This window comes from Citricoccus sp. CH26A (genome assembly GCF_000224415.1).
GTDB lineage: Bacteria > Actinomycetota > Actinomycetes > Actinomycetales > Micrococcaceae > Citricoccus.
The window spans coordinates 76,724-97,627 of record NZ_AFXQ01000003.1 but is presented as its reverse complement, the minus strand read 5'-3'; the positions used below and the strand labels follow the sequence as shown (position 1 = coordinate 97,627).

The following is a 20,904-nucleotide window of genomic DNA, read 5'->3' as shown; positions in this document are numbered from 1 at the left end:
CCGCCGTGGGGGCTGAGAAGGTGACCGGTCCGCGCAGGACGTGGGCGATCCCGGCCGCGGTGGCCGGGGCCGGTGCGCTGTCCGCCGCGGCGGCCGTGGCCTGGGGCACCCTGGTGGAGGCCCGGAACTTCGCGGTCCGCACCGAGCGGCTGCCGATCCTGCCCCCCGGGGGCCGGCCGTTCCGGATCCTGCACCTGTCCGACATCCACCTGATGCCGACCCACGCGGACACGCTGCGGTGGCTGTCCACGCTGCACGCGCTCCAGCCGGACCTGGTGGTGAACACCGGGGACAACATCGCCTCCCCCGCCTCGATCCGCCCGCTGCTGCAGGCCCTGGGCCCGCTGCTGGACGTGCCGGGGGTCTTCGTCCCCGGTTCCAACGACTACTACGCGCCCACGCCGGCCAACCCGCTGCGCTACCTCGCCGGACCGTCCCGCCAGGACCCGGACCGGGTCCGGCTGCCCGCGGACCAGCTGTTCAGCGCCTTCGAGGCCCGCGGCTGGACCGGCCTGGCCAACCGGAGCACGTCCGTGGTGCTGCAGGGGATCCGGCTGGACCTGGCCGGCACCGACGACCCGCACCTGGACCGCGACGCCTGGCCCGGTTTCCGCGGTTCCAGTGCGACGCCGGCCCGGTCGCTGCGGATCGGCGTCACCCACGCCCCCTACCGGCGGGTGCTGGACGCCATGGTCGCGGACGGAGCCGACGTCATCTTCGCCGGGCACACGCACGGTGGCCAGGTCTGCGTGCCGGGGTACGGTGCCCTCGTCACCAACTGCGACCTGCCCACGTGGCAGGCCTCGGGCCTGACGCAGTGGAGCCTCGACGGCCGCACCGTCCCCCTCGAGGTCTCCGCGGGCATCGGCACCTCCCCCAAGGCACCCTTCCGGTTCGCCTGCCGGCCCGAGGCCGTGGTGCTGGACGTCGTCGCGCGCTGACCTGCGTCAAAGGAGTCTTTCAGAACGTCCCGGGCGCCCGTAGGATGGTGGATCGCCCACCCCCTCGACCCGGAGGTCCCGCCGTGTCCACGCCCGCCCGTCCATCCCCGCGGCGCGTGCGGGGCGAGGAGCGCAGCCTCGCCGAGGCCCTCCGGCGGCTCTCGCCCTACCTGGAGGGCATCCGCTGGCGCTGGGGCGCCGGGCTGGCGTCCGCCATGCTGGCCGGGCTCGTGGCGCTGGCCATTCCGCAGGTGATCCAGCAACTGGTCAACTCCGTGCTGCGCCCCGGCGGGGACGCCTCGGACGTGTGGACCGCGGTGGCCATCATGGCCGTGCTCGGCGTGGCCGAGGGGGCGCTGGTCTACCTGCGCCGTGTCTTCATCCTGCCCCCCGCCGCGGGGGTGGAGAACCGCGCCCGGGTCGCCCTGTTCCGGCGGCTGCAGCGGCTGCCGGTGTCCTTCCACGACTCCTGGCCCTCGGGCCAGCTGCTCTCCCGGTCCGTGGGTGACCTGTCCCTGCTGCGGCGGTGGATCGCGTTCGGCACCGTGATGTTCGTGGTCTCCATCGTGACGATCGTGGTGGGCCTGGGGCTGCTGTTCGCCACCTCCTGGATCCTGGCGCTGATCTACCTGGCCGGGGCCGTGCCGATCATGTGGCGCTCCTTCCACTTCCGCAACGACTTCCGGGCCGCCTCCCGGCTCTCCCAGGACCAGGCCGGGGACCTGGCGACCACCGTCGAGGAGTCCGTGCACGGCATCCGGGTGCTCAAGGCCTTCGGCCGCGGCGGGGAGGCGCTGGAGGGCTTCCGCGGCCAGGCCGACACCCTGCGCGGCACCGAGGTCCACAAGGCCGCCGTGCTCTCCAAGTTCATCTCCCTGATCGTGGCCCTGCCGGAGACGGTCATCGGGCTGTCCCTGGCCGTCGGCATCTACCTCGTGGCCACCGGGGACCTCACGGTGGGCGCTGTGGCCGGGTTCTTCGCCACCACCGCGGTACTGGCCGGGCCGGTGGAGTCCGTCGGGCAGCTGATGGGCATGTCCCTGTCCGCCAAGACCGCCATCGACCGGCACGCCGAGGTCATGGACACCCCGGTCGACATCGCGGATCCGGAGGCACCCCCTGCCGGCGGCACCGCAGTCGACACCCCCGGGGCCCTCGCCTTCCGCGGCGTCCGGTTCCGCTACCCCGATGTCGCCGAGGGCGCCGAGCCGCTGTTGCGGGACATCACCCTGGACCTGCGCCCCGGGGAGACGATGGCCCTGGTGGGGCTGACCGGTTCCGGCAAGTCGACCCTGGTCCAGCTGGTCCCCCGGCTCTACGACGTCACCGCCGGGCAGGTGCTGGTGGGCGGCCGGGACGTGCGGGAGTACGAGCTGGTGGAGCTGCGGCGCCGGGTCTCGATCGCGTTCGAGGACTCCACCCTGTTCTCGGACTCCATCCGGAACAACGTGCTGCTCGGCGCTCCCGAGCGGGTGCTCGCGGACCCGGCGGCGGCCCAGGACCTGCTGGACCTGGCCCTGGACACCGCCCAGGCCCAGTTCGCCCACCGGCTGCCGGAGGGGCTCGACACCGAGATCGGCGAGGAGGGGCTGAGCCTGTCCGGTGGCCAGCGCCAGCGCATCGCCCTCGCCCGGGCCATCGCCGCGCGGCCCGAGGTCCTCGTGCTGGACGACCCGCTCTCCGCCCTGGACGTGCGCACCGAGGAGGCGGTCACCCGCCGGCTGCGGAGCGTGCTGGCCGGGACCACCACGCTGATCGTGGCCCACCGGCCCTCCACGGTGGCGCTGGCCGACCGGGTGGCCGTGCTGCAGGACGGGCGGATCCTGGACGTGGGCACCCACGCCGAGCTGCTGGCCCGCTCGGCCGACTACCGCTTCATCATCTCCAGCTTCGAGGCCGACCGTTCCATCGAGTCGGTCATGGACTCCGGGGCGATCACCGCGATGACCGGCACCGAGGGAGACCGGGCATGAGCCGCCGGGACGCCACCCTCCTGGGCACCCGGGGCGAGGAGCGCCTGGACCTGGACGCCACCGAGCGACGCTACGTGCGTGCCCGGTCCTGGATGCTGCTCAGGGACCTGGCCCGGCCGGTCCGGTGGAAACTCCTCCTGACCGCGGTGCTCGTGGTGGTCTCCAACGCCGCCCGCGCGTCGTTCCCGCTGATCATCGCCTGGGGCATCGACTGGGGGTTGCCGCAGGTCGTCTCCACGCTCCGGGACGGGGGCTCCCCCGCCCCCGTGCTGGCCGCCGTCGGGGGGACCTACGTGGCGGCCGCGCTGACGGCCGGGCTGCTGCTGGGCACCTACACGTGGCTGACCGCCCGGGTGAGCCAGTCGATGCTGCTGGACCTGCGCGTCTGGGTCTTCCGGCACACGCAGCGGCTCAGCCTGGAGTTCCACGAGCGCTACACCTCCGGCCGGGTGATCTCGCGGCAGACCTCGGACCTGGACTCGCTGCGGGAACTGCTGGACCAGGGCGTGTCCTCGCTGGTGTCCGGGCTGATGTTCATGCTGTTCACCACCGTCTCGGTCTTCGTGCTGGACTGGCGCTCCGGGCTGGTGCTGCTCGGGGCCTTCGTGCCCGTGGCGATCGCCGTGCGCTGGTACCAGGTGCGCTCGGAGGCCGTGTACCGCCGGTCCCGGGTGTCCTCCGCGCGGATGATCGTGCACTTCGTGGAGACCATGACCGGCATCCGCGCGGTGCAGGCGTTCCGCAAGGAGCGGACGAACGACGAGACCTACGACCGGCTGGCCTCGAGGTACCGCGACGACATGGTGCACTCGCTGAACCTGTTCGGCGTGCTGCAGCCGACCCTGCTAGTCACCGGCAACCTGACCGTGGTGGCGCTGCTGGTCCTCGGCGGGTTCCGCGTGCTGGACGGGACCCTGGCCGTGGGCGTGCTGGTGGCCCTGCTGCTGGCCGGCAAGCGCGTGTTCCAGCCGATGGAGCAGGTGGCGATGTTCTACTCCTCCTTCCAGTCCGCCACGGCCGCCCTGGAGAAGGTCTCCGGGCTGCTCGAGGAGGCGCCCACCGTGCGGGAGTCCCCCACCCCGGTGCCGCTGCCCCGGGCCCAGGGGCGCCTGGAGTTCCGCGACGCCGAGTTCGGCTACGGCCAGGGCGAGGTGATCCTGCCCGCGTTCGACCTGACGATCCCGGCCGGTCAGACCGTGGCCGTGGTGGGCCAGACCGGCGCCGGCAAGTCCACCCTGGTCAAGCTCATCGCGCGCTTCTACGACCTGAGCTCCGGCTCGCTGACCCTGGACGGGGTGGAGCTGGACCAGCTCTCCGCCACCGACCTGCGGCACAACGTGGTGATGGTGACGCAGGAGGCGTTCCTGTTCTCCGGCTCGGTGGCCGAGAACATCGCGCTGGGCCGGCCCGATGCCTCGGACGAGGAGATCCAGGCGGCGGCGCGGGCCGTGGGGGCCCACGAGTTCATCCTGTCCCTGCCCGAGGGCTATGACACGGACGTGACCAAGCGCGGCGGGCGGTTGTCCGCCGGGCAGCGGCAGCTCGTGTCCTTCGCCCGCGCGTTCCTCGCCGACCCCGCGGTCCTGATCCTGGACGAGGCGACCTCGTCCCTGGACCTGCCCAGCGAGCGCCTGGTGCAGTCCGGCCTGGAGCGGTTGCTCGGCGACCGGACGGCGCTGATCATCGCGCACCGGCTCTCCACCGTGGAGATCGCCGACCGCGTGCTCGTGGTCCACGACGGGCGGATCGTCGAGGACGGGACCCCCGAGGACCTGATCGCCGCCGGAGGCCGCTTCGCCGAACTCCACGCCGCCTGGAAGGACTCCCTGGTCGGGTGATCCCCCGTCCCGCCGGCACCCCCGGGGCGGGGCCTCGCGGCCTGGCGGTCAGGAGCGGGGGACGTCCTCGGCCAGCACGGCCGGCCAGCGGGACACGTCCTGCGGAGTGGATGCGACCTGCAGCGTGGCCCGGGGCATGAGCTCGACCAGCGCCCGGGCGGTGGAGAGGGGATGGGCGGGATCGTCCGCCCAGGCCAGCACCGTCGTGGGCACCCCGATCCCCGCCACCTGCTCCCGGGTGGGCAGGTCGCTCATCGCCGCCCCCCGGTAGACGGACGGCAACAGGTCACCGCTGACGTGGGGCACCGTGTCCGGCGTGCCCACCGTGGCCGGGGGCCGCGGCATGGACCGGCTGGCCGCGACGAACCGCTCCACCCCGTGGTCCTCGATGAACCGCGCCAGGCGCCGGTAGTCACCGGCCTGCGCGGTGCGGGTGTCCCAGGCGGTCGGGGGCAGCAGCAGTGTGAACCCGCTGAACCGGTCGGGGTCCCGGACGGCGGCGTGCAGCAGGGTTGCGGCCCCCATCGAGGGGCCCACCCCGTGCACGGCCTCTCCCGGGAACCAGTAATCGAGCAGGCGCAGAAGGTCCTCGGCGAGCGCGGGCCAGCGGTAGTCCTCCGGCTCGCGCCGGCCGGTGGAGTGGCCGTGCCCCCGGGCGTCGTAGCGCAGCAACCGGGTGCCGGACAGTCCGCGACCCAGGTCCAGGTCCAGGACCCGGTCCCGCGAGCGGCTCGAGGTCAGACCGTGCAGCTGTACGACCGGATGGCCGGACTCATCGCTGAACGACCAGGCGATCTCGGCACCCGGCACCGTGAACCTGTGCATGTCAGCTCCGTTCTCCCGTGCCGTCCTGAGAGGACAGCAGGCTACAGTACTGCCATGCGCCTCACGCATGTCGCGTCCCTGCGCCTGCCGTTCGGTCCGCTGCTCTCCTACGACCTGGCGGTGTCCCCCGCGGAGGACACCCTCCCCGTGTCCTTCGACCAGGCCCGGCACGTGGGCGGCGGCGACCGGACCGGTTCCTGGATGGCGCTGGCCTTCAGCCTGCCGGCCCCGGTGCCGCGGGATCACCTCGCGGCGGCCTGGCGCGCCGTCGTCACCGCGCACGGCACCCTGCGCACGGTCTTCGTCCGGGGCGACGACGGTGCCCCCACCCTGCACGAGGCCGGCATCGGCCCGGGCACGTGGGTCCGGCACGAGGTGGCCCCGGGCCAGGCGATGCAGGACGCCCTGCGCGCCGTCCTGGACGCCGGGTGCACGCCCTTCGCCCGGCCCTCGCACCGGTTCTGCGTCATCGAGACCGCCGACGGGCCGGCCATCGTGGTCGGCGCCGACCACGCCCACGTGGACATGTGGTCCCTGCTGGTCATCGCCCGGGACCTGCTCGCCGCCCTGGACCGGCTGCGCGAGGGCCTGGACCCCGGGCTGGCGGGCGTCCCGGCCTTCGCCGAGCACAGCCGGTGCCTGCTGGAACGGCCCGGGGCCCCGCCGAGGTCCACCGCCGCTGGGCGGAGGTCATCGAGGCCGGGGGCGGGGCCATGCCCCGGTTCCCGCTGCCCCTGGGCGATCCGGCCCCGCAGCCGGAACGCGTGGAGGTCCGGGACGTGCTGGACGTGACGGCCATGACCGCCTTCGCCACCCGGGCGCGGGAGGCCGGCGTGTCCACGCTGGCGATGACCGTGTCCGTCCTGACCGCCACCACCCGCGAGGTGGCCGGCGCGGACCTGCGCGCGGTGTTCCCCGTGCACAGCCGCTACGAGGAGCGGTGGCACGATGCGGTGGGCTGGTTCATCACCAACTCGGTGCTCGAGTCCGCCGATCCCGATCCCGGCGCATGTGCGGGGGCCGTGCGGGAGGCCATCCGGCTGGGATCCTGGCCCCTGGCCGGGATCATGGCCCCGTGGGGCGGCATGCCGGAGGCGCCCGGGATGCTGGCGGTCTCCTGGCTGGACCTGCGGCGCCTGCCGGTGCAGGTCGACTCACACGCGCTGAACGCCCAGTACGTGAGCGCCGCCATCCGGACCACGGGGGTGATGCTGTGGTTCATCATCGACGGGGCCGGCGTGCACCTGCGCTGCCGCTACCCGGACACGCACGAGGCCCGGCGCAACGTGGGGACCTGGCTGGATGACCTGGTGGCCCGGATGCGGGATCAGGCGGTGAACGCCCGTCCCGTCAGCCGCTCGTAGGCCTCCACGTACCGCGCGCGGGTCCTGGCCACGACGTCGGCCGGCAGCGCCGGGGGCGCCTCACCGGAGTGCCGGTCCCAGCCGGATGCGGCCGAGGTCAGCCAGTCGCGGACGAACTGCTTGTCGAAGGACGGCTGGGCGCGGCCGGGCTCGTAGTCCTCGACGTCCCAGAAGCGGGAGGAGTCCGGGGTCAGCACCTCGTCGCCCAGCACGATCCGGCCGTCGGCGTCCAGCCCGTACTCGACCTTGGTGTCGGCCAGGATGATGCCGCGCTCCCGGGCGATCCGCTCGGCCCGCGTGTACACGTCCAGCGTCAGCTCCCGCAGTCGCTGCGCCGGGGTCTCCCCGATCAGCCGGGACATCTGCGCGAAGGTGATGTTCTCGTCGTGCTCGCCCACGTCCGCCTTCGCCGAGGGGGTGAAGATGGGCTCGGCCAGCCGCGAGCCGTCCACGAGCCCCGCGGGCAGCCGGATCCCGGTCACCGTCCCGGACTCGCGGTACTCGGCGAGCCCGGAACCGGTGAGGTAGCCGCGCGCGATGCACTCGACCTCGAACATGTCCAGCCGCTTGACGACCATCGCCCGGCCGGCCACGGCCGCGGGGACGTCCACGGAGACCACGTGGTGCGGCACGTCCAGCTGCTCGAACCACCACAGGGACAGCTGGGTCAGGACCGCGCCCTTGTCCGGGATCTCGGTCTCCAGCACGAAGTCGTAGGCGCTGATCCGGTCCGAGGCCACCACGAGCAGCGTCGCGGACTGCCCCGGTGCGGCGTCAGCCGGCTCGTACAGGTCCCGGACCTTGCCCGAGTAGACGTGCCGCCAGCCGGGCAGCTCCAGCACCGGCGCGCCGAGCCCCTTGGAGTAGTCGGCCATCAGAGCGCCTCCCCCGCGGGAACGGTGATCTCCCCGCGTTCGGCCTTCAGGCCGATGTCCGTGCGGTGCCGGGAGCCCGGCAGCGTGATCCGTTCCACGCCCGCGTAGGCGCGCTCGCGCGCCGCGGCCAGGGTCTGTCCCAGCCCGACGACGGCCAGGACGCGTCCGCCGGCGGCGACCAGTCCGCCGTCGGGCCCGGGGCCGGTGCCCGCGTGCAGGACGGACACCCCCTGCAGGGCCTCGGCGTCCTCGACGCCGGTCACGGCGCCGCCCTGGACGGGGGCCTCGGGGTAGCCCTCGGCCGCGACGACCACGTCCACGGCGTACTCGTCCGACCACTCCAGTCTCCGCACCCCGGCCAGGCAGCCGGTGGCGGCGTCCATGAGCAGCCGGCCGAGCGGGGTGCGCAACCGGGCCAGCACGGCCTGGGTCTCGGGGTCGCCGAAGCGCACGTTGAACTCGATGACGCGGATCCCGCGGGAGGTCAGGGCCAGTCCGCAGTAGAGGACGCCCGCGAACGTGGTGCCGCGATCGGCCATGGTGGCGATGACGGGGCGGGCCACCTGGTCCATGACCTCGTCCACGAACCCCTCGGGCAGCCAGTCCAGCGGGGTGTAGGCGCCCATGCCGCCGGTGTTGGGACCGGTGTCGGCATCACCGATCCGCTTGAAGTCCTGTGCGGGGGCCAGCGGGACGGCGTTCGTGCCGTCCGAGAGCACGAACAGGGAGACCTCGGGGCCGTCCAGGTACTCCTCGATGACCACGGTGCCGTGGGCGGCGAAACAGGCCTGGGCGTGGGCCAGGGCCTCGTCGCGGTCGGACGTGACCACCACGCCCTTGCCGGCGGCCAGCCCGTCGTCCTTGACCACGTAGGGGGCGCCGAACTCGTCCAGCGCCGCGGCGGCCTCCTCGGCGGTGGCGCAGGAGTGCGCGGCCGCGGTGGGGACGCCGGCCTGGGCCATGACGTCCTTGGCGAACGACTTCGAGGCCTCCAGCTCGGCCGCGGCCCGCGAGGGGCCGAAGACGGTGAACCCGGCCTCGCGCAGGGCGTCGGAGACGCCGGCGGCCAGCGGGGCCTCGGGCCCGACGACGACGAGGTCGGCCGCCAGCTCGCCGGCCAGCTCGGTGACGGTCGTGGCGTCCGTGGCGTCCACCGGGTGGACGGGGACGTCGAGCGCGATGCCGGCGTTGCCGGGTGCCGCGTGGACCTCGCGGACGGAGGGGTCGCGCAGCAGGGCGCGGACGATGGCATGCTCACGGCCGCCGGAGCCGAGGACGAGGATCTTCACGGTGCCCAAGCCTAGACGGTCCCGTAGCCTGAACCCATGAGCACCCCGTCCCGCGGCCCGGATGACGACGACTTCTCCTACGGCCGGCTCTACGGCCGGGCGCCGCGCACCGGTGGCGCCGGGGCCAGCACCCTGTCCACGGTCTACACGTTCGTGCTGGTGTGGATGACGACGGCCCTGATCATGTGGTTCGGCAGCCGGTTCTTCGGCTTCGAGCGCGGTGACGTGGGCGTCGCGGTGGTGTCCCTGGCGTGCTCGCTGGCCGCCGCGATCGCGATCACCGCCTGGGTCCGTCGCCGCCGGCGCTGACGGGGCTGACGGGAACGACTCTGACCGGCCGGTCCGGGAGGCCCTGCGCCGGGCGCGCGCCTACAGTGGTGACCATGCCCCAGAAGTCCGCCGCGCCCCAGTCGCCGTCCGCCACCTTCTCCCCCGCCGAGGCCGTGGAGCTGGTCCACGTGGTCCGCAACGGGTTCATCGAGTCCCGCACCACCGGGTCCGCCGTGGTCACCGCCCCGGACGGGGCCGTGCTGGCCTCCCTGGGGGCGCCGGAGGCGCTCATCTACCCGCGCTCCACGCTCAAGCCGCTGCAGGCCATCGCCTCGCTGCGCCAGGGCGCCCGGCTGGTGGACGAGCAGATCGCCCTGGCCTGCGGTTCCCATCGCGGCACCGCCCGGCACCGCCAGGCCGCGGCGACCATCCTGTCCTACGCGGGCATGGACGAGTCGTTCCTGCAGTGCCCGCCGGCCTGGCCCGCGGACCCGGCCGGCATCATCCAGCTGGCCCGCGACGCCGGCCCCGAGGGCCCGGTGCAGACCCCCCTGGCCTACAACTGCTCCGGCAAGCACGCCGGTTTCCTCTCCGCCTGCAAGCACGGCGGGCACGACCCGGCCACCTACCTGGACCTGGACCATCCCGTCCAGGGCGAGGTCGCCGCCGTGCTGGAGCAGTACTGCGGCGAGCCCGTGACCCGCTGGGGCGTGGACGGGTGCGGGGCCCCGGCCCCGGTGTTGTCCCTGGCCGGCCTCGCGCGCGGCTTCGGCGCGGTCGCGGCCGCCCCGGACCGCCGGGACGCGGAGGTGCACGCCGCCGCGGTGGCCACCGCCATGCTCGAGCACCCCTGGGCCGTCCACGGGGAGACCAACAGCAACACCGTGGTGATCCGGGAGCTGGGCCTGCTCGCCAAGCTCGGCGCCGACGGCGTCATGGCGATGGCCGCCCCGGACGGCACCTCGGTGGCGGTCAAGGCGCTCGACGGCGGCACGCGCGCCGGCAATCTCGTGGCCCTGGTGCTGCTCGCCCAGTTCGCCCCGGAGCAGGTGGACCTCGAGGCCCTGCCGGGCGTGCTGGAGACGGTGGCCCCGAGGATCCTGGGCCGCGGCGCACCGGTCGGCCGGGTGCAGCTGGCCCGCCCCGTGCTGGACCTGCTGGACTGAGGCCGTGTCCGTCAAGCGCCGCATCGCCACCGACGCCGGCCGCGCCGCCGTCGGTGCATGGTCCGCCGCCCGCCGGGACGGGCCCGAGGAGGCCGCCGCCCTGCCCCGCTCCACCCGGGCCACGGCCGTGCGGTACCTGCTGGAGGAACTGGCGGAACGGGCCCCCGGCAACTCCGTGGAGGTGCGCGTCCCGCCGTTCGGGGTGTGCCAGTGCATCGAGGGTCCGCGGCACACCCGCGGCACCCCGCCGAACGTGATCGAGACGGACCCCGCCACCTGGCTGGACCTGGCCACGGGCCTGATCGGCTGGGACACCGCCGTCGCCGACGGGCGGGTGCTGGCCTCCGGGTCCCGGGCCGACCTGTCCGCCTGGTTGCCGTTGGCCCGGTAGCGCGCCGCGGGACCCCCGCCGCGGACGGCGACGCACGGCCCGGTGCCCGCCCGCACCCCAGTACCATGGACGGCATGACTTCTGCCCCCGACGGCCCCGCGGACGATCCCGCCGCCACCCCGATGCGGCCGGACCCGGACGCCCTGGAACACCGCGACCTGGTGGTCCGGCGTGCCCCGAAGGTGCACGTCTTCCTGCTGGGCGGCGCCGCGCTCGGGGTCCTCGCGGCCCTGGCCGTCTCCCTGACCGGACGGCAGAACCCGGAGTTCACCTTCGGGTCCGTCTTCGGGTACTTCGTGGTGGTCTTCGGGATCATCGGCGTCGGCGTGGCCGGACTCGTCTGGCTGGTCCTGGACCGGCGGTCCCGCGCGCGTGCCCGCACGGTGCACGCCCGGGCCGTGACGGACCCGGCACAGGCCGACTACGCCGTGGACCCCTCCGACCTGCAGCAGTGGCGGGAGAAGTGGGACAATGAGGGACGTGACGACGATGCGCGGTGACGGCAGGTTGACCCACGACCTCGATCCCCAGGAGAAGGGGCCCCAGGACGAGTGCGGCGTCTTCGGCGTCTGGGCACCCGGGGAGGACGTCTCCAAGCTGGCCTACTACGGCCTCTACGCCCTGCAGCACCGCGGCCAGGAGTCCGCGGGCATCGCGACCTCGGACGGCAAGCGCATCTCCGTCTACAAGGACCTCGGGCTGGTCTCGCAGGTGTTCGACGAGGCGACCCTGAACACCCTGACCGGGCACATCGCCGTCGGGCACTGCCGGTACTCGACCACCGGCGGGAACAACTGGGCCAACGCCCAGCCCACGCTGGGGGCGACCTCGGCCGGCACCGTCGCGCTGGCGCACAACGGCAACCTGGTGAACTCCGCCGAGCTGTTCCGGATGGTGGAGGCGCGCTACGGCAAGCAGACCCGCGGCGAGCTGGCCCAGGGCAACACCACGGACACGGCCCTGGTCACCGCGCTGCTGCAGGGCGAGGAGGGTTCCACCCTCGAGGAGACCGCCGTGGCGCTGCTGCCGCAGATCCGCGGCGCGTTCAGCTTCGTGTTCATGGACGAGCACACCCTCTACGCCGCGCGCGACCCGCACGGGGTGCGCCCGCTGGTGCTGGGCCGGCTGGAGCGCGGCTGGGTGGTCGCCTCCGAGCAGTCCGCCCTGGCCACCGTGGGCGCCGGGTTCATCCGCGAGGTCTCCCCCGGCGAGATGATCGCGATCGACGAGGAGGGCATCCGCTCCACCCGCTTCGCCGAGCCCACCCCCGCGCACTGCGTCTTCGAGTACGTCTACCTCGCCCGCCCGGACGCCGCCATCAACGGCCGCTCCGTGTACGAGTCCCGCGGGGAGATGGGCCGGGCGCTGGCCCGGGAGAACCCGGTGGACGCCGACGTCGTCATCCCGGTCCCCGAGTCCGGCACCCCCGCGGCCGTCGGCTACGCCAAGGAGTCCGGCATCCCCTTCGGCCAGGGCTTCGTCAAGAACTCCTACGTGGGACGCACCTTCATCCAGCCCTCCCAGACCCTGCGGCAGCTGGGCATCCGGCTCAAGCTCAACGTGCAGCCCGCCGTGGTGGCCGGCAAGCGCGTGGTGGTCGTGGACGACTCGATCGTGCGCGGCAACACCCAGCGGGCCATCGTGCGGATGCTCAAGGAGGCCGGCGCCCGCGAGGTGCACGTGCGCATCTCCTCCCCACCGGTGAAGTGGCCCTGCTTCTACGGCATCGACTTCGCCTCCCGGGCCGAACTGATCGCCAACGGCGCCGGGGTGGAGGAGATCGCCGCCTCCATCGGCGCCGACTCGCTGAAGTACATCTCCGAGGAGGGGATGATCCAGGCCACCGAGCAGCCCCGCGAGCGGCTGTGCACCGCCTGCTTCACCGGTGACTACCCCATCGCGCTGCCCGTCGAGGACGAGCGCGGCAAGCACCTGCTGGAGAGGGCCTCCGCCGATCCGGCGCCCTCGGTGGACCCGGCCGAGCGGCCGGGTGCCGACGGTGAGGACCCGGGCCCCGGAGCCTCCCTGGAACCCCTGCTGACCGAGACCGACAGGACCCCGTTGTGACCGATGCCGTGAACCCCGCCGAGTCCGCCAGCCACGCTGGCATCACCTACGCCGCCGCCGGCGTGGACGTGGAGGCCGGTGACCGCGCCGTGGACCTGATGAAGGAGGCCGTCAAGGCCACCCACGGTCCTGACGTGGTCGGCGGGTTCGGCGGCTTCGCCGGCCTGTACGACGTCTCCGCCCTGCTGAAGTACTCGAAGCCGCTGCTGGCCACGTCCACGGACGGCGTGGGCACGAAGGTCGCCATCGCCCAGGCCCTGGACAAGCACGACACCATCGGCCTCGACCTGGTCGGCATGGTGGTGGACGACATCGTGGTGGTCGGCGCCGAGCCGCTGTTCATGACCGACTACATCGCCTGCGGCAAGGTCGTCCCGGAGCGCATCGCGGACATCGTGCGGGGCATCGCCGAGGGCTGCTCCATCGCCGGCGCCGCCCTGGTGGGCGGCGAGACCGCCGAGCACCCGGGACTGCTGGGCGTGGACGAGTACGACGTGGCCGGTGCGGTCACGGGCGTGGTCGAGGCCTCGGCCCTGCTCGGCCCGGAGCGGGTGCGCGAGGGGGACGTGGTGATCGCGATGGCCTCCTCCGGCATCCACTCCAACGGCTACTCGCTGGTGCGCCGTGTCATCAACTCCGCCGGCTGGTCCCTGGACCGGGAGGTCACCGACTTCGGCCGCACGCTCGGTGAGGAACTGCTCGAGCCGACCCGCATCTACGCCGGCGACTGCCTCGACCTGGTGCGCCACCTCAACGGCGATCCCGTGACCGGTTCGGCCGGTTCCGTGACGACGGCCTCCGGGGAGCCGGCCCTGCGCGGTTTCTCCCACGTCACCGGCGGCGGGCTGGCCGCCAACCTGGCGCGCGTGCTGCCCCAGGGCCTGATGGCCACCGTGGACCGCGGCACGTGGGCCATCCCGGCCGTCTTCGAGCTCATCACCCAGCTGGGCCGGGTGCCGCTGGCGGACCTGGAGCGCACCCTGAACCTGGGCGTGGGCATGGTGGCCGTGGTGGCCCCCGAGGCCGCCGACGAGGCCGTGGCCCGGCTGCACTCCCGCGGCCTGACGTCCTGGGTGGCCGGCACCGTGGGCGCGCTGACCGACGAGGCCGCCGGTGCGGGCGAGGACTTCATGCAGGGCGCCAAGGGCGTGGACGGCGGCGCCGTCCTGCTCACGGGGGCCTACGCCCAGTCCTGATCGGGCGTGGGCGGGCCAGACCGGGCCACGTCCGCCCTGAGCAGGTCCCGGCGCCCCTGATCAGCGCCGGGCGTCGAGCCAGGCCAGGGCCGGGGCCACGCGGGTGCGCCAGCGGAACGCGGCCCGGGTGTCCCCCCGGGTGGGGCCGCCGTTGATCACGGCCACCGGCTTGCCGGCCCGTTCCGCGTCCAGCACGAACCGGAAACCGCTCATCACCGCCAGCGAGGTGCCGATCGCCAGCACCGCGCCGGCGCGCTCGAAGGCCTCGCGGGCCGCGGCCTTGCGCTCGGCCGGCACGCTCTCCCCGAAGTACACGACGTCCGGCTTCAGCTCCACGGAGCCGCACTCCCGGCAGCCGGCCATGATGAACCGGTCCACCCACTCCTGGCCCAGGGTCACGTCCCCGTCCGGGTTCACCAGCTCCGGGTCCACCCGCACGGCCTCGAGGTAACCGGGGTTGGCGGCCACCAGCCGCGCGTCGAAGTCACGCCGGTCCTCCACGGCGCCGCAGTGCAGGCAGACGACCCGGTCCAGGTCCCCGTGCAGGGCCACCAGTCCCGGGGTCCCCACGGCGGTGTGCAGCCCGTCCACGTTCTGGGTCACGATCCCGGCCAGCAGGCCCTCCCGCTGCCAGCCGGCGAGGATGTGGTGCGACTCGTTCGGCTCCGCGGTGTCCATCTGCCGCCACCCCACGAAGGACCGCGCCCAGTAGCGGTGCCGGGCGCCGTCGTCGTGCCGGAACTCCTGGTAGGTCATCGGGCGGTGCCGGTGCAGCGAGCCGCCGGGCCCGCGGTAGTCCGGGATCCCGGAGTCGGTGGACACCCCGGCACCCGTGATGACCAGGGGCGCGGCACCGGCCAGCAGCTCCCGGATCCCGTCCCGGGCCACCTCGGGGTCCTGCAGCGGGGCGGAGTCCTCCACCACGCGGGCGATCGAGCGCAGGGCGGCGCGATGGCCGTCGGCCGCGGGATGCCCGGGGCGCAAGGAGGACCCTGACCTCACGGCGCCGGTCGGCGTCGTGAGGTCAGGGTCCTGGGGTCCTTCAGCAGTCATGACGACCATCAACCCGCATAACGGGGATCGTCGTCCTCCTCGGTATTCTCGACGTCCGTGTACTTGTCCGCGTAGGCGATGTACTGGTCATCGTCACGGCTGGAACCACGGCTGCCGGCGAGCTCACGTTCGAGCGCCGACAGGTCTGTGGCCGGGGAGAAGTACTTCATGTCCCTGGCCTGCTTGGTTGCTTTAGCCTTTTGACGGCCGCGCCCCATGAGCGTGACCCCCTTTGTTCTCCGTCTCCGGGTGGTCAGCTTCTAGGCAGGGCTGGACCGGAGTATGCGCTGTCATGATGGTTCGTGCTCACTAGGTTAACATGTTTCAGCACCCCTTGGCGCCGCCCGGAACGTGACGTCCGCCCCCTCACCCCGGTGACCACGCGACGCCGGCCGCGCGGGCCCGCCGGCCGGGCCGGCAGGGGTGTCCCACCGGTACGGAAGGACCCCTTGATGGACACGAACGAGGACCGCCCCAGCGAGCAGGGGTCCAGCTCCGTCCCCTACCTGCCGCCGAAGCCGTCCGAGGACGTTCCCCCGCAGCGGCCACGCCGCGGCTGGTGGGTGGCGATCGGCGCGGTGGTGGTCCTGGCGCTGGCCCTGTTCGTCGTGTGGCCGCTCGTCTCCTCCCAGCTGGATCCGCGCACCGGGGACGCCGGCACCCCCGAGCCCTCCGTGTCCCGCAACGCGGACCCCGGCCTGGACGGCATCATCGCCCGCGACGTGCCCCCGGGCCAGGTCCAGCCGGGTGACTGCCTGACGGACTTCACCGCCGTGCCGGAGCCGGCCACGGTGGTCGAGTGCAGCCGCGAGCACGAGGCCGAGCTGGTGGGACGCAAGCTGTGGCCCGCCGACGGCCAGTTCCCCGGGGACCGGATGCGGCCGGAGGCCGAGGAGTTCTGCGGGACCATCCAGCTGGGACAGACCGGTGACGCCCAGGTCGTCGTCGAGATCTCCCACCCGACCGAGGGCACCTGGGCCACCGGCGACCGCCGCGTGGACTGCGTGGCGGTGGCCCATGACGGCACCCTCACCGGTTCCCTCGTGGACGAGCCCGCGTTCCAGGACTGGAGCACCCCGGGCGCCGCGGGGTCCTGACGCTCAGCCCCTGCGGGCCACGCTCAGGCCGTCCTGCTCCGAGCCCTGCTCCCCGGTCCGGTCCACCGTCACCGTGTCCCCGTCCGCGATCTCTCCGGACAACAGGGCGCGGGCCAGCTGGTCGCCGATCTCCCGCTGCACGAGCCGGCGCAGCGGGCGGGCACCGTAGGCCGGGTCGAAGCCGGTCAGCGCCAGCCACTCGCGGGCCGCGTCCGAGACCTCCAGGCTCAGCCGGCGCGAGGCCAGCCGCCGCGCGAGCGAGGCGACCTGCAGGTCCACGATCCGGGTCAGGTCCTCGATGGACAGCGCGTCGAACATGATGATGTCGTCCAGCCGGTTGAGGAACTCCGGCTTGAAGGAGGCGTTCACCACCTTCATCACCGCCGCACGCTTGGCCGCGTCGTCCAGTGCCGGGTCCACCAGGAACTGGGACCCCAGGTTCGAGGTGAGGATGAGGATCACGTTCCGGAAGTCCACGGTGCGGCCCTGGCCGTCGGTGAGGCGGCCGTCGTCGAGCACCTGCAGCAGGATGTCGAAGACCTCGGGGTGGGCCTTCTCCACCTCGTCCAGCAGGATGACCGAGTACGGACGGCGCCGCACGGCCTCGGTCAGCTGGCCGCCCTCCTCGTGGCCGATGTACCCCGGAGGGGCACCCACGAGCCGGGACACGGTGTGCTTCTCCGAGTACTCGGACATGTCGATGCGCACCATGGCGTGGTCGTCGTCGAACAGGAACTCCGCCAGCGCCTTGGCGAGCTCGGTCTTGCCCACGCCCGTGGGGCCGAGGAACAGGAACGAGCCGGTGGGCCGGTCGGGGTCGGAGATCCCGGCCCGGGAGCGGCGCACGGCGTCGGACACCGAGCTCACCGCCTGGCGCTGGCCGATCAGCCGTTCGCCGATGTGCTCCTCCATGGTCAGCAGCTTGTCCTGCTCGGACTGGAGCATGCGGCCGGCCGGGATGCCGGTCCAGGCGGAGATGACCTCGGCGATGTCATCGGCGGTGACCTCCTCGGAGACCATCGCCTGCTCGCCGCTCGGCGCACCGGACTCGGCCTCCACGGCGGCCTGCAGTTCCTTCTCCAGCGCCGGGATCTCGCCGTAGAGGATGCGGGAGGCCTCGGCCAGGTCACCGTCGCGCTGCGCCTTGTCCGCGGCCGAGCGCAGTTCGTCCAGCCGCACGCGCAGGTCACCGGCCTGGTTGAGGGAGGCCTTCTCGGACTCCCACTGGGCGTTGAGCGCGGCGAGCTGCTCCTTCTGGTTGGCCATCTCCTCGCGCAGCGCGGCCAGGCGCTCGACCGAGGCGGGGTCGGTCTCGTCCTGCAGGGCCAGCTCCTCCATGGTCAGGCGGTCCACCGAGCGGCGCAACTGGTCGATCTCCTCCGGGGCGGAGTCGATCTCCATGCGCAGCCGGGAGGCGGACTCGTCGACAAGGTCGATCGCCTTGTCCGGCAGCTGCCGGCCGGAGATGTACCGGTCGGACAGGTTCGCCGCGGCCACGAGGGCCGAGTCGGCGATGGCCACCTTGTGGTGCGCCTCGTAACGCTCCTTGAGGCCGCGCAGGATGGCGATCGTGTCGTCCACGGAGGGCTCGCCCACGTAGACCTGCTGGAAGCGGCGCTCCAGGGCCGGGTCCTTCTCGATGTTCTCCCGGTACTCGTCCAGGGTGGTGGCGCCGATCAGGCGCAGCTCGCCGCGGGCCAGCATGGGCTTGAGCATGTTGCCCGCGTCCATGGCGCCCTCCGAGGCCCCGGCGCCGACGACGGTATGGATCTCGTCGATGAACGTGACGATCTGCCCGTCCGAGGCCTTGATCTCCTCCAGCACGGCCTTGAGCCGCTCCTCGAACTCACCGCGGTACTTGGCCCCGGCGATCATGGACCCCAGGTCCAGGCTGATCAGCGACTTGCCGCGCAGCGACTCCGGGACGTCCCCGGCCACCATCCGCTGGGCCAGGCCCTCCACGACGGCCGTCTTGCCGACGCCCGGCTCACCGATGAGCACCGGGTTGTTCTTGGTCCGGCGGGAGAGCACCTGGACCACGCGGCGGATCTCGGCGTCACGGCCGATGACGGGGTCCAGCTTGCCGCCCCGGGCGATCTCCGTGAGGTCGGTCCCGTACTTCTCCAGCGCCTGGAAGGTGTTCTCCGGGTCCGGAGTGGTCACGCGCGTGTCCCCCCGGACCTCCTTGACCGCGGCGGACAGGGCCTCGAGGCTCGCCCCGGCGTCCCGCAGGGCGGCGCCGGCCCGGCCGGCGTCCGCGGCCAGGCCCAGGAGCAGGTGCTCGGTGGAGACGTAGTCGTCCCCGAGGGCCTCGGCCTGCTGTTGGGCGGCCTGCACCGCGAGCAGCCCCTGGCGGGAGAGCTGCGCCTGGGCCACGGAGGTGCCGGAGGTGGCGGGCATCTGCTTGATGGCGGTGGACGCGGCGGTGGACACCACGTCCGGATCGACGCCGGCGGCCTTGAGGACCGCCACGGCGACGGAGCCGCGCTGGTCCATGAGCGCCTTCAGCAGGTGAGCCGGCTCGATCTGCGGATTGCCGGCCGTCGAGGCGTGCATGGCCGCGGCGGACAGCACCTCCTGGCTCTTCGTGGTGAACTTCGCGTCCATGGCGTGCTCCTCCCTCCCGGTCCCCCGGGCGGTCACTGGCGGAAAGTGGGTCCTACTCGAACTTGAGTGTACTTGACTCAACCCTGCCGCGCACCGCGCTATTCCCCGGTTCAGGCGGCCATCGGCACCACCGTACGCGCGCGGTACCGGGCTGTCCCGGGGTCCCCGACGGCGGTGCGCGTCGACGGCGGACCCACTGGGCACTATCCTGACTGCCTTGGACCATCCCCGTTCCACGGAAGGCCGATCATGCCCCCTCACGCGTCCGGCGGCTCGCCGCGACCGCCCTCTGCGCCGGCACCCTGGCCCTGTCCGGGTGCGCGGTGCTCGGCCCGGCCGACTCCGGCGGCGCCGGCAACGGCGGCGAGGTCGCCCTGAACGAGTCCGTCCCGCTGCTGAACCCCGGCCAGCTCACCGTCTGCTCGGACATCCCCTACCCCCGTTCGAGTTCCAGCAGGACGGCAAGACCGTCGGCTACGACATCGACATCGTGCAGCGCATCGCCGACGACCTCGGCGCGGAGCTGAGCATCGTGGACTCCTCCTTCGAGGCCATCCAGTCCGGCGCCTCGCTGACCGGCTGCGACGTGAACATCTCCTCGATCACCATCACGGACGAGCGCCGGCAGACGATGGCCTTCTCGATCCCCTACCTGGACGACGACCTCGTGCTCGTGGCCCCGGTCGGCTCCGGCATCACGGACCTGGAGTCCGCGCAGGGCAAGCGCATCGGCGTCCAGCAGGCGACCACCGGCGAGGCCTTCGCCGAGGAGAACGGCCTGGACATCGTGCAGTTCGAGGACGGCGGCGTGCAGGTCGAGGGCCTGCGCTCCGGCGGCGCGGACGCGGTGCTCGGCAACGGCTCGGTGCTGCTCTACCAGCTCAAGGACGACCCGGCCTACGAGGTCGTGGAGACCTTCGCGACCGGTGAGCAGCTGGGCATGGGCATCTCCCCGGACAACGCGCTGCTGCTGAGCTTCGTCAACCAGACGCTGCTCGACATGGAAGAGGACGGCACCCTGGACGAGTCCCGGGTCCGTTGGTTCGGCGAGGAGGCCGCGCAGTGAGTGAGAACCAGCCCGGGGGCGCCCCGGTCCCGCAGCCGGGTCCCGACGCCGGCCCCGCCCAGGCGACGCCCCGGGGCCCGGACGCCGTCCGGCCGGGGGGCGCGCGCCGCCGTCGCCGGATCTCCCTGGGCATCCAGGCGGCGGTCTTCGTGGCGGCGATCATCGCCGTCCTGCTGGCCGTGGACTGGCAGACCGTGGGCGAATCGGTGTTCAACTTCGCCGCGGTGGCCCCGATGTTCCCGGACATCATCCTCATCGGGTTCGGCAACACGCTGCTCTACACCGCGACCTCGTTCGCCGTGGGCCTGGTGGGCGGCATCGTGCTGGCCCTGATGCGGATGTCCGCGTTCCCGCCCTACCGCTGGCTGGCCACCGTCTACACCGAGTTCTTCCGCGGCGTGCCCGCGCTGCTGGTGTTCCTGGCGTTCGGCTACGGCGTCCCGTTCGCCTTCGGGGTGCAGTGGCCGATCCCGGTCGTCGTCATGGCCTCGCTGGGCCTGGTGTCCGCCGCCTACATCTCGGAGACCCTGCGAGCCGGCCTGCAGGCCGTGCCCAAGGGCCAGTACGAGGCCGCCCGGTCGCTGGGCATGCCGGGCTGGCGGGCCATGGTCACGATCGTCATCCCGCAGGCCTTCCGGCTGGTGCTGCCGCCGCTGACCAACGAGGTCATCCTGCTCACCAAGGACTCCTCCCTGGTCTACGTCCTGGGCCTGGCCGCCCACGAGTTCGAGCTGACCAAGTTCGGCCGAGACGGGATCACCGCCCTGGGCGCCGGGCTGACCCCCGTGCTGGTGGCCGGACTGATGTACCTCATCATCACGGTGCCGCTGTCCCTGCTCGCCCGCCGCTTCGAGTCCCGCGGCGCCGGCCGCTCCCGGTCCTGACG

General features: G+C 73.1%; 20 protein-coding genes. 14 read left to right on the top strand and 6 right to left on the bottom strand.

Going from position 1 to position 20,904, the window contains the following annotated elements:
* Positions 1–5 precede the first annotated feature (5 nt).
* The 3 genes from CITRI_RS0102880 (at position 6) to CITRI_RS0102870 (ending at position 4,752) form a co-directional block, all read left to right on the top strand.
* Positions 6–941: a metallophosphoesterase gene (locus CITRI_RS0102880; protein ID WP_010143089.1), complete on the top strand. Its 936-nt coding sequence runs from the start codon at positions 6–8 to the stop codon at positions 939–941.
* Positions 942–1,024: 83 nt separating this feature from the next.
* Positions 1,025–2,914, top strand: a complete 1,890-nt coding sequence (locus CITRI_RS0102875) for an ABC transporter transmembrane domain-containing protein (protein WP_010143088.1) — start codon at positions 1,025–1,027, stop codon at positions 2,912–2,914.
* A complete protein-coding gene (locus CITRI_RS0102870) occupies positions 2,911–4,752 on the top strand; it encodes an ABC transporter ATP-binding protein (protein WP_010143086.1) in 1,842 nt (613 codons plus the stop codon). The genes CITRI_RS0102875 and CITRI_RS0102870 overlap by 4 nt, the downstream gene beginning before the upstream one ends.
* 48 nt (positions 4,753–4,800) lie before the next feature.
* Here CITRI_RS0102870 and CITRI_RS0102865 read toward each other — a convergent pair whose 3' ends face one another.
* Positions 4,801–5,577 carry an alpha/beta fold hydrolase gene (locus CITRI_RS0102865; RefSeq protein ID WP_010143085.1) on the bottom strand — a complete coding sequence of 259 codons (777 nt, stop codon included), beginning with the start codon at positions 5,575–5,577 and terminating at the stop codon, positions 4,801–4,803.
* 54 nt (positions 5,578–5,631) lie between these two features.
* Between CITRI_RS0102865 and CITRI_RS19885 the strand changes: the two genes are divergently transcribed.
* Positions 5,632–6,369, top strand: a complete 738-nt coding sequence (locus CITRI_RS19885; RefSeq protein ID WP_010143084.1) for a hypothetical protein — start codon at positions 5,632–5,634, stop codon at positions 6,367–6,369.
* Positions 6,291–6,941: a hypothetical protein gene (locus CITRI_RS19880; RefSeq protein WP_010143083.1), complete on the top strand. Its 651-nt coding sequence runs from the start codon at positions 6,291–6,293 to the stop codon at positions 6,939–6,941. The genes CITRI_RS19885 and CITRI_RS19880 overlap by 79 nt, the downstream gene beginning before the upstream one ends.
* Here CITRI_RS19880 and CITRI_RS0102855 read toward each other — a convergent pair.
* Both CITRI_RS0102855 and purD read right to left on the bottom strand, forming a co-directional pair.
* Positions 6,905–7,816, bottom strand: a complete 912-nt coding sequence (locus tag CITRI_RS0102855) for a phosphoribosylaminoimidazolesuccinocarboxamide synthase (protein ID WP_010143082.1) — start codon at positions 7,814–7,816, stop codon at positions 6,905–6,907. The two genes, CITRI_RS19880 and CITRI_RS0102855, sit on opposite strands and share 37 nt — an antisense overlap.
* Complete coding sequence (gene purD, locus CITRI_RS0102850) at positions 7,816–9,105, bottom strand: phosphoribosylamine--glycine ligase (RefSeq protein ID WP_029138987.1); 1,290 nt, start codon at positions 9,103–9,105, stop codon at positions 7,816–7,818. Before purD ends, CITRI_RS0102855 begins: the two co-directional genes overlap by 1 nt.
* Positions 9,106–9,141: 36 nt before the next feature.
* Between purD and CITRI_RS0102845 the strand changes: the two genes are divergently transcribed.
* From CITRI_RS0102845 to purM, 6 genes are all read left to right on the top strand, one after another.
* The gene (locus CITRI_RS0102845; protein WP_010143080.1) at positions 9,142–9,414 is read left to right on the top strand and encodes a hypothetical protein; all 273 of its coding nucleotides are present in this window, start codon (positions 9,142–9,144) and stop codon (positions 9,412–9,414) included.
* Between the two features lie 74 nt (positions 9,415–9,488).
* The gene (locus tag CITRI_RS0102840) at positions 9,489–10,541 is read left to right on the top strand and encodes an asparaginase (protein ID WP_010143079.1); all 1,053 of its coding nucleotides are present in this window, start codon (positions 9,489–9,491) and stop codon (positions 10,539–10,541) included.
* A 4-nt stretch (positions 10,542–10,545) separates the two neighbouring features.
* Positions 10,546–10,932 (top strand): sterol carrier family protein, encoded by a 387-nt coding sequence (locus CITRI_RS0102835; protein ID WP_010143078.1) that lies wholly within the window; start codon positions 10,546–10,548, stop codon positions 10,930–10,932.
* A 74-nt stretch (positions 10,933–11,006) separates the two neighbouring features.
* The gene (locus CITRI_RS18280) at positions 11,007–11,432 is read left to right on the top strand and encodes a hypothetical protein (RefSeq protein ID WP_010143076.1); all 426 of its coding nucleotides are present in this window, start codon (positions 11,007–11,009) and stop codon (positions 11,430–11,432) included.
* Positions 11,422–12,999, top strand: a complete 1,578-nt coding sequence (gene purF / locus CITRI_RS0102825; RefSeq protein ID WP_010143074.1) for an amidophosphoribosyltransferase — start codon at positions 11,422–11,424, stop codon at positions 12,997–12,999. Before CITRI_RS18280 ends, purF begins: the two co-directional genes overlap by 11 nt.
* Positions 12,996–14,195, top strand: coding sequence for a phosphoribosylformylglycinamidine cyclo-ligase (gene purM, locus CITRI_RS0102820; protein WP_010143072.1), 1,200 nt, complete (start codon positions 12,996–12,998; stop codon positions 14,193–14,195). The genes purF and purM overlap by 4 nt, the downstream gene beginning before the upstream one ends.
* A 60-nt stretch (positions 14,196–14,255) precedes the next feature.
* Here the strand turns inward: purM and CITRI_RS0102815 are convergent, their stop codons facing one another.
* The gene (locus CITRI_RS0102815) at positions 14,256–15,179 is read right to left on the bottom strand and encodes a Sir2 family NAD-dependent protein deacetylase (RefSeq protein WP_010143071.1); all 924 of its coding nucleotides are present in this window, start codon (positions 15,177–15,179) and stop codon (positions 14,256–14,258) included.
* 77 nt (positions 15,180–15,256) lie between these two features.
* Positions 15,257–15,466: a DUF3073 domain-containing protein gene (locus CITRI_RS0102810; protein ID WP_029138985.1), complete on the bottom strand. Its 210-nt coding sequence runs from the start codon at positions 15,464–15,466 to the stop codon at positions 15,257–15,259.
* A gap of 234 nt (positions 15,467–15,700) precedes the next feature.
* Here CITRI_RS0102810 and CITRI_RS0102805 point away from each other — a divergent pair, with 234 nt between their 5' ends.
* Entirely contained in the window at positions 15,701–16,345 is a 645-nt protein-coding gene (locus CITRI_RS0102805) for a hypothetical protein (protein ID WP_010143069.1), read from the top strand.
* A 3-nt stretch (positions 16,346–16,348) separates the two neighbouring features.
* Here the strand turns inward: CITRI_RS0102805 and clpB are convergent, their stop codons facing one another.
* On the bottom strand, positions 16,349–18,952 hold the full coding sequence (clpB, locus tag CITRI_RS0102800) for an ATP-dependent chaperone ClpB (protein ID WP_010143068.1): 2,604 nt from the start codon (positions 18,950–18,952) through the stop codon (positions 16,349–16,351).
* 490 nt (positions 18,953–19,442) lie between these two features.
* On the opposite strand from clpB, the gene CITRI_RS16055 reads away from it, so the two are divergent.
* Together CITRI_RS16055 and CITRI_RS0102790 are read left to right on the top strand one after the other, a co-directional pair.
* Positions 19,443–20,018 (top strand): ABC transporter substrate-binding protein, encoded by a 576-nt coding sequence (locus CITRI_RS16055; RefSeq protein WP_010143066.1) that lies wholly within the window; start codon positions 19,443–19,445, stop codon positions 20,016–20,018.
* A 119-nt stretch (positions 20,019–20,137) separates the two neighbouring features.
* Entirely contained in the window at positions 20,138–20,902 is a 765-nt protein-coding gene (locus tag CITRI_RS0102790; RefSeq protein ID WP_029138984.1) for an amino acid ABC transporter permease, read from the top strand.
* Positions 20,903–20,904: the final 2 nt, after the last annotated feature.

What these genes read in the sequence shown, in the direction of transcription:
- purF (WP_010143074.1), top strand. Translation starts at nt 11,422, where the DNA reads ATGCGCGGTGACGGCAGGTTGACCCACGACCTCGATCCCCAGGAGAAG.
- clpB (WP_010143068.1), bottom strand. Translation starts at nt 18,952, where the DNA reads ATGGACGCGAAGTTCACCACGAAGAGCCAGGAGGTGCTGTCCGCCGCG.
- CITRI_RS0102870 (WP_010143086.1), top strand. Translation starts at nt 2,911, where the DNA reads ATGAGCCGCCGGGACGCCACCCTCCTGGGCACCCGGGGCGAGGAGCGC.
- CITRI_RS0102865 (WP_010143085.1), bottom strand. Translation starts at nt 5,577, where the DNA reads ATGCACAGGTTCACGGTGCCGGGTGCCGAGATCGCCTGGTCGTTCAGC.
- CITRI_RS0102805 (WP_010143069.1), top strand. Translation starts at nt 15,701, where the DNA reads ATGGACACGAACGAGGACCGCCCCAGCGAGCAGGGGTCCAGCTCCGTC.
- CITRI_RS0102810 (WP_029138985.1), bottom strand. Translation starts at nt 15,466, where the DNA reads ATGGGGCGCGGCCGTCAAAAGGCTAAAGCAACCAAGCAGGCCAGGGAC.
- CITRI_RS18280 (WP_010143076.1), top strand. Translation starts at nt 11,007, where the DNA reads ATGACTTCTGCCCCCGACGGCCCCGCGGACGATCCCGCCGCCACCCCG.
- CITRI_RS0102845 (WP_010143080.1), top strand. Translation starts at nt 9,142, where the DNA reads ATGAGCACCCCGTCCCGCGGCCCGGATGACGACGACTTCTCCTACGGC.
- CITRI_RS19885 (WP_010143084.1), top strand. Translation starts at nt 5,632, where the DNA reads ATGCGCCTCACGCATGTCGCGTCCCTGCGCCTGCCGTTCGGTCCGCTG.
- CITRI_RS19880 (WP_010143083.1), top strand. Translation starts at nt 6,291, where the DNA reads ATGCCCCGGTTCCCGCTGCCCCTGGGCGATCCGGCCCCGCAGCCGGAA.
- CITRI_RS0102855 (WP_010143082.1), bottom strand. Translation starts at nt 7,816, where the DNA reads ATGGCCGACTACTCCAAGGGGCTCGGCGCGCCGGTGCTGGAGCTGCCC.
- CITRI_RS0102840 (WP_010143079.1), top strand. Translation starts at nt 9,489, where the DNA reads ATGCCCCAGAAGTCCGCCGCGCCCCAGTCGCCGTCCGCCACCTTCTCC.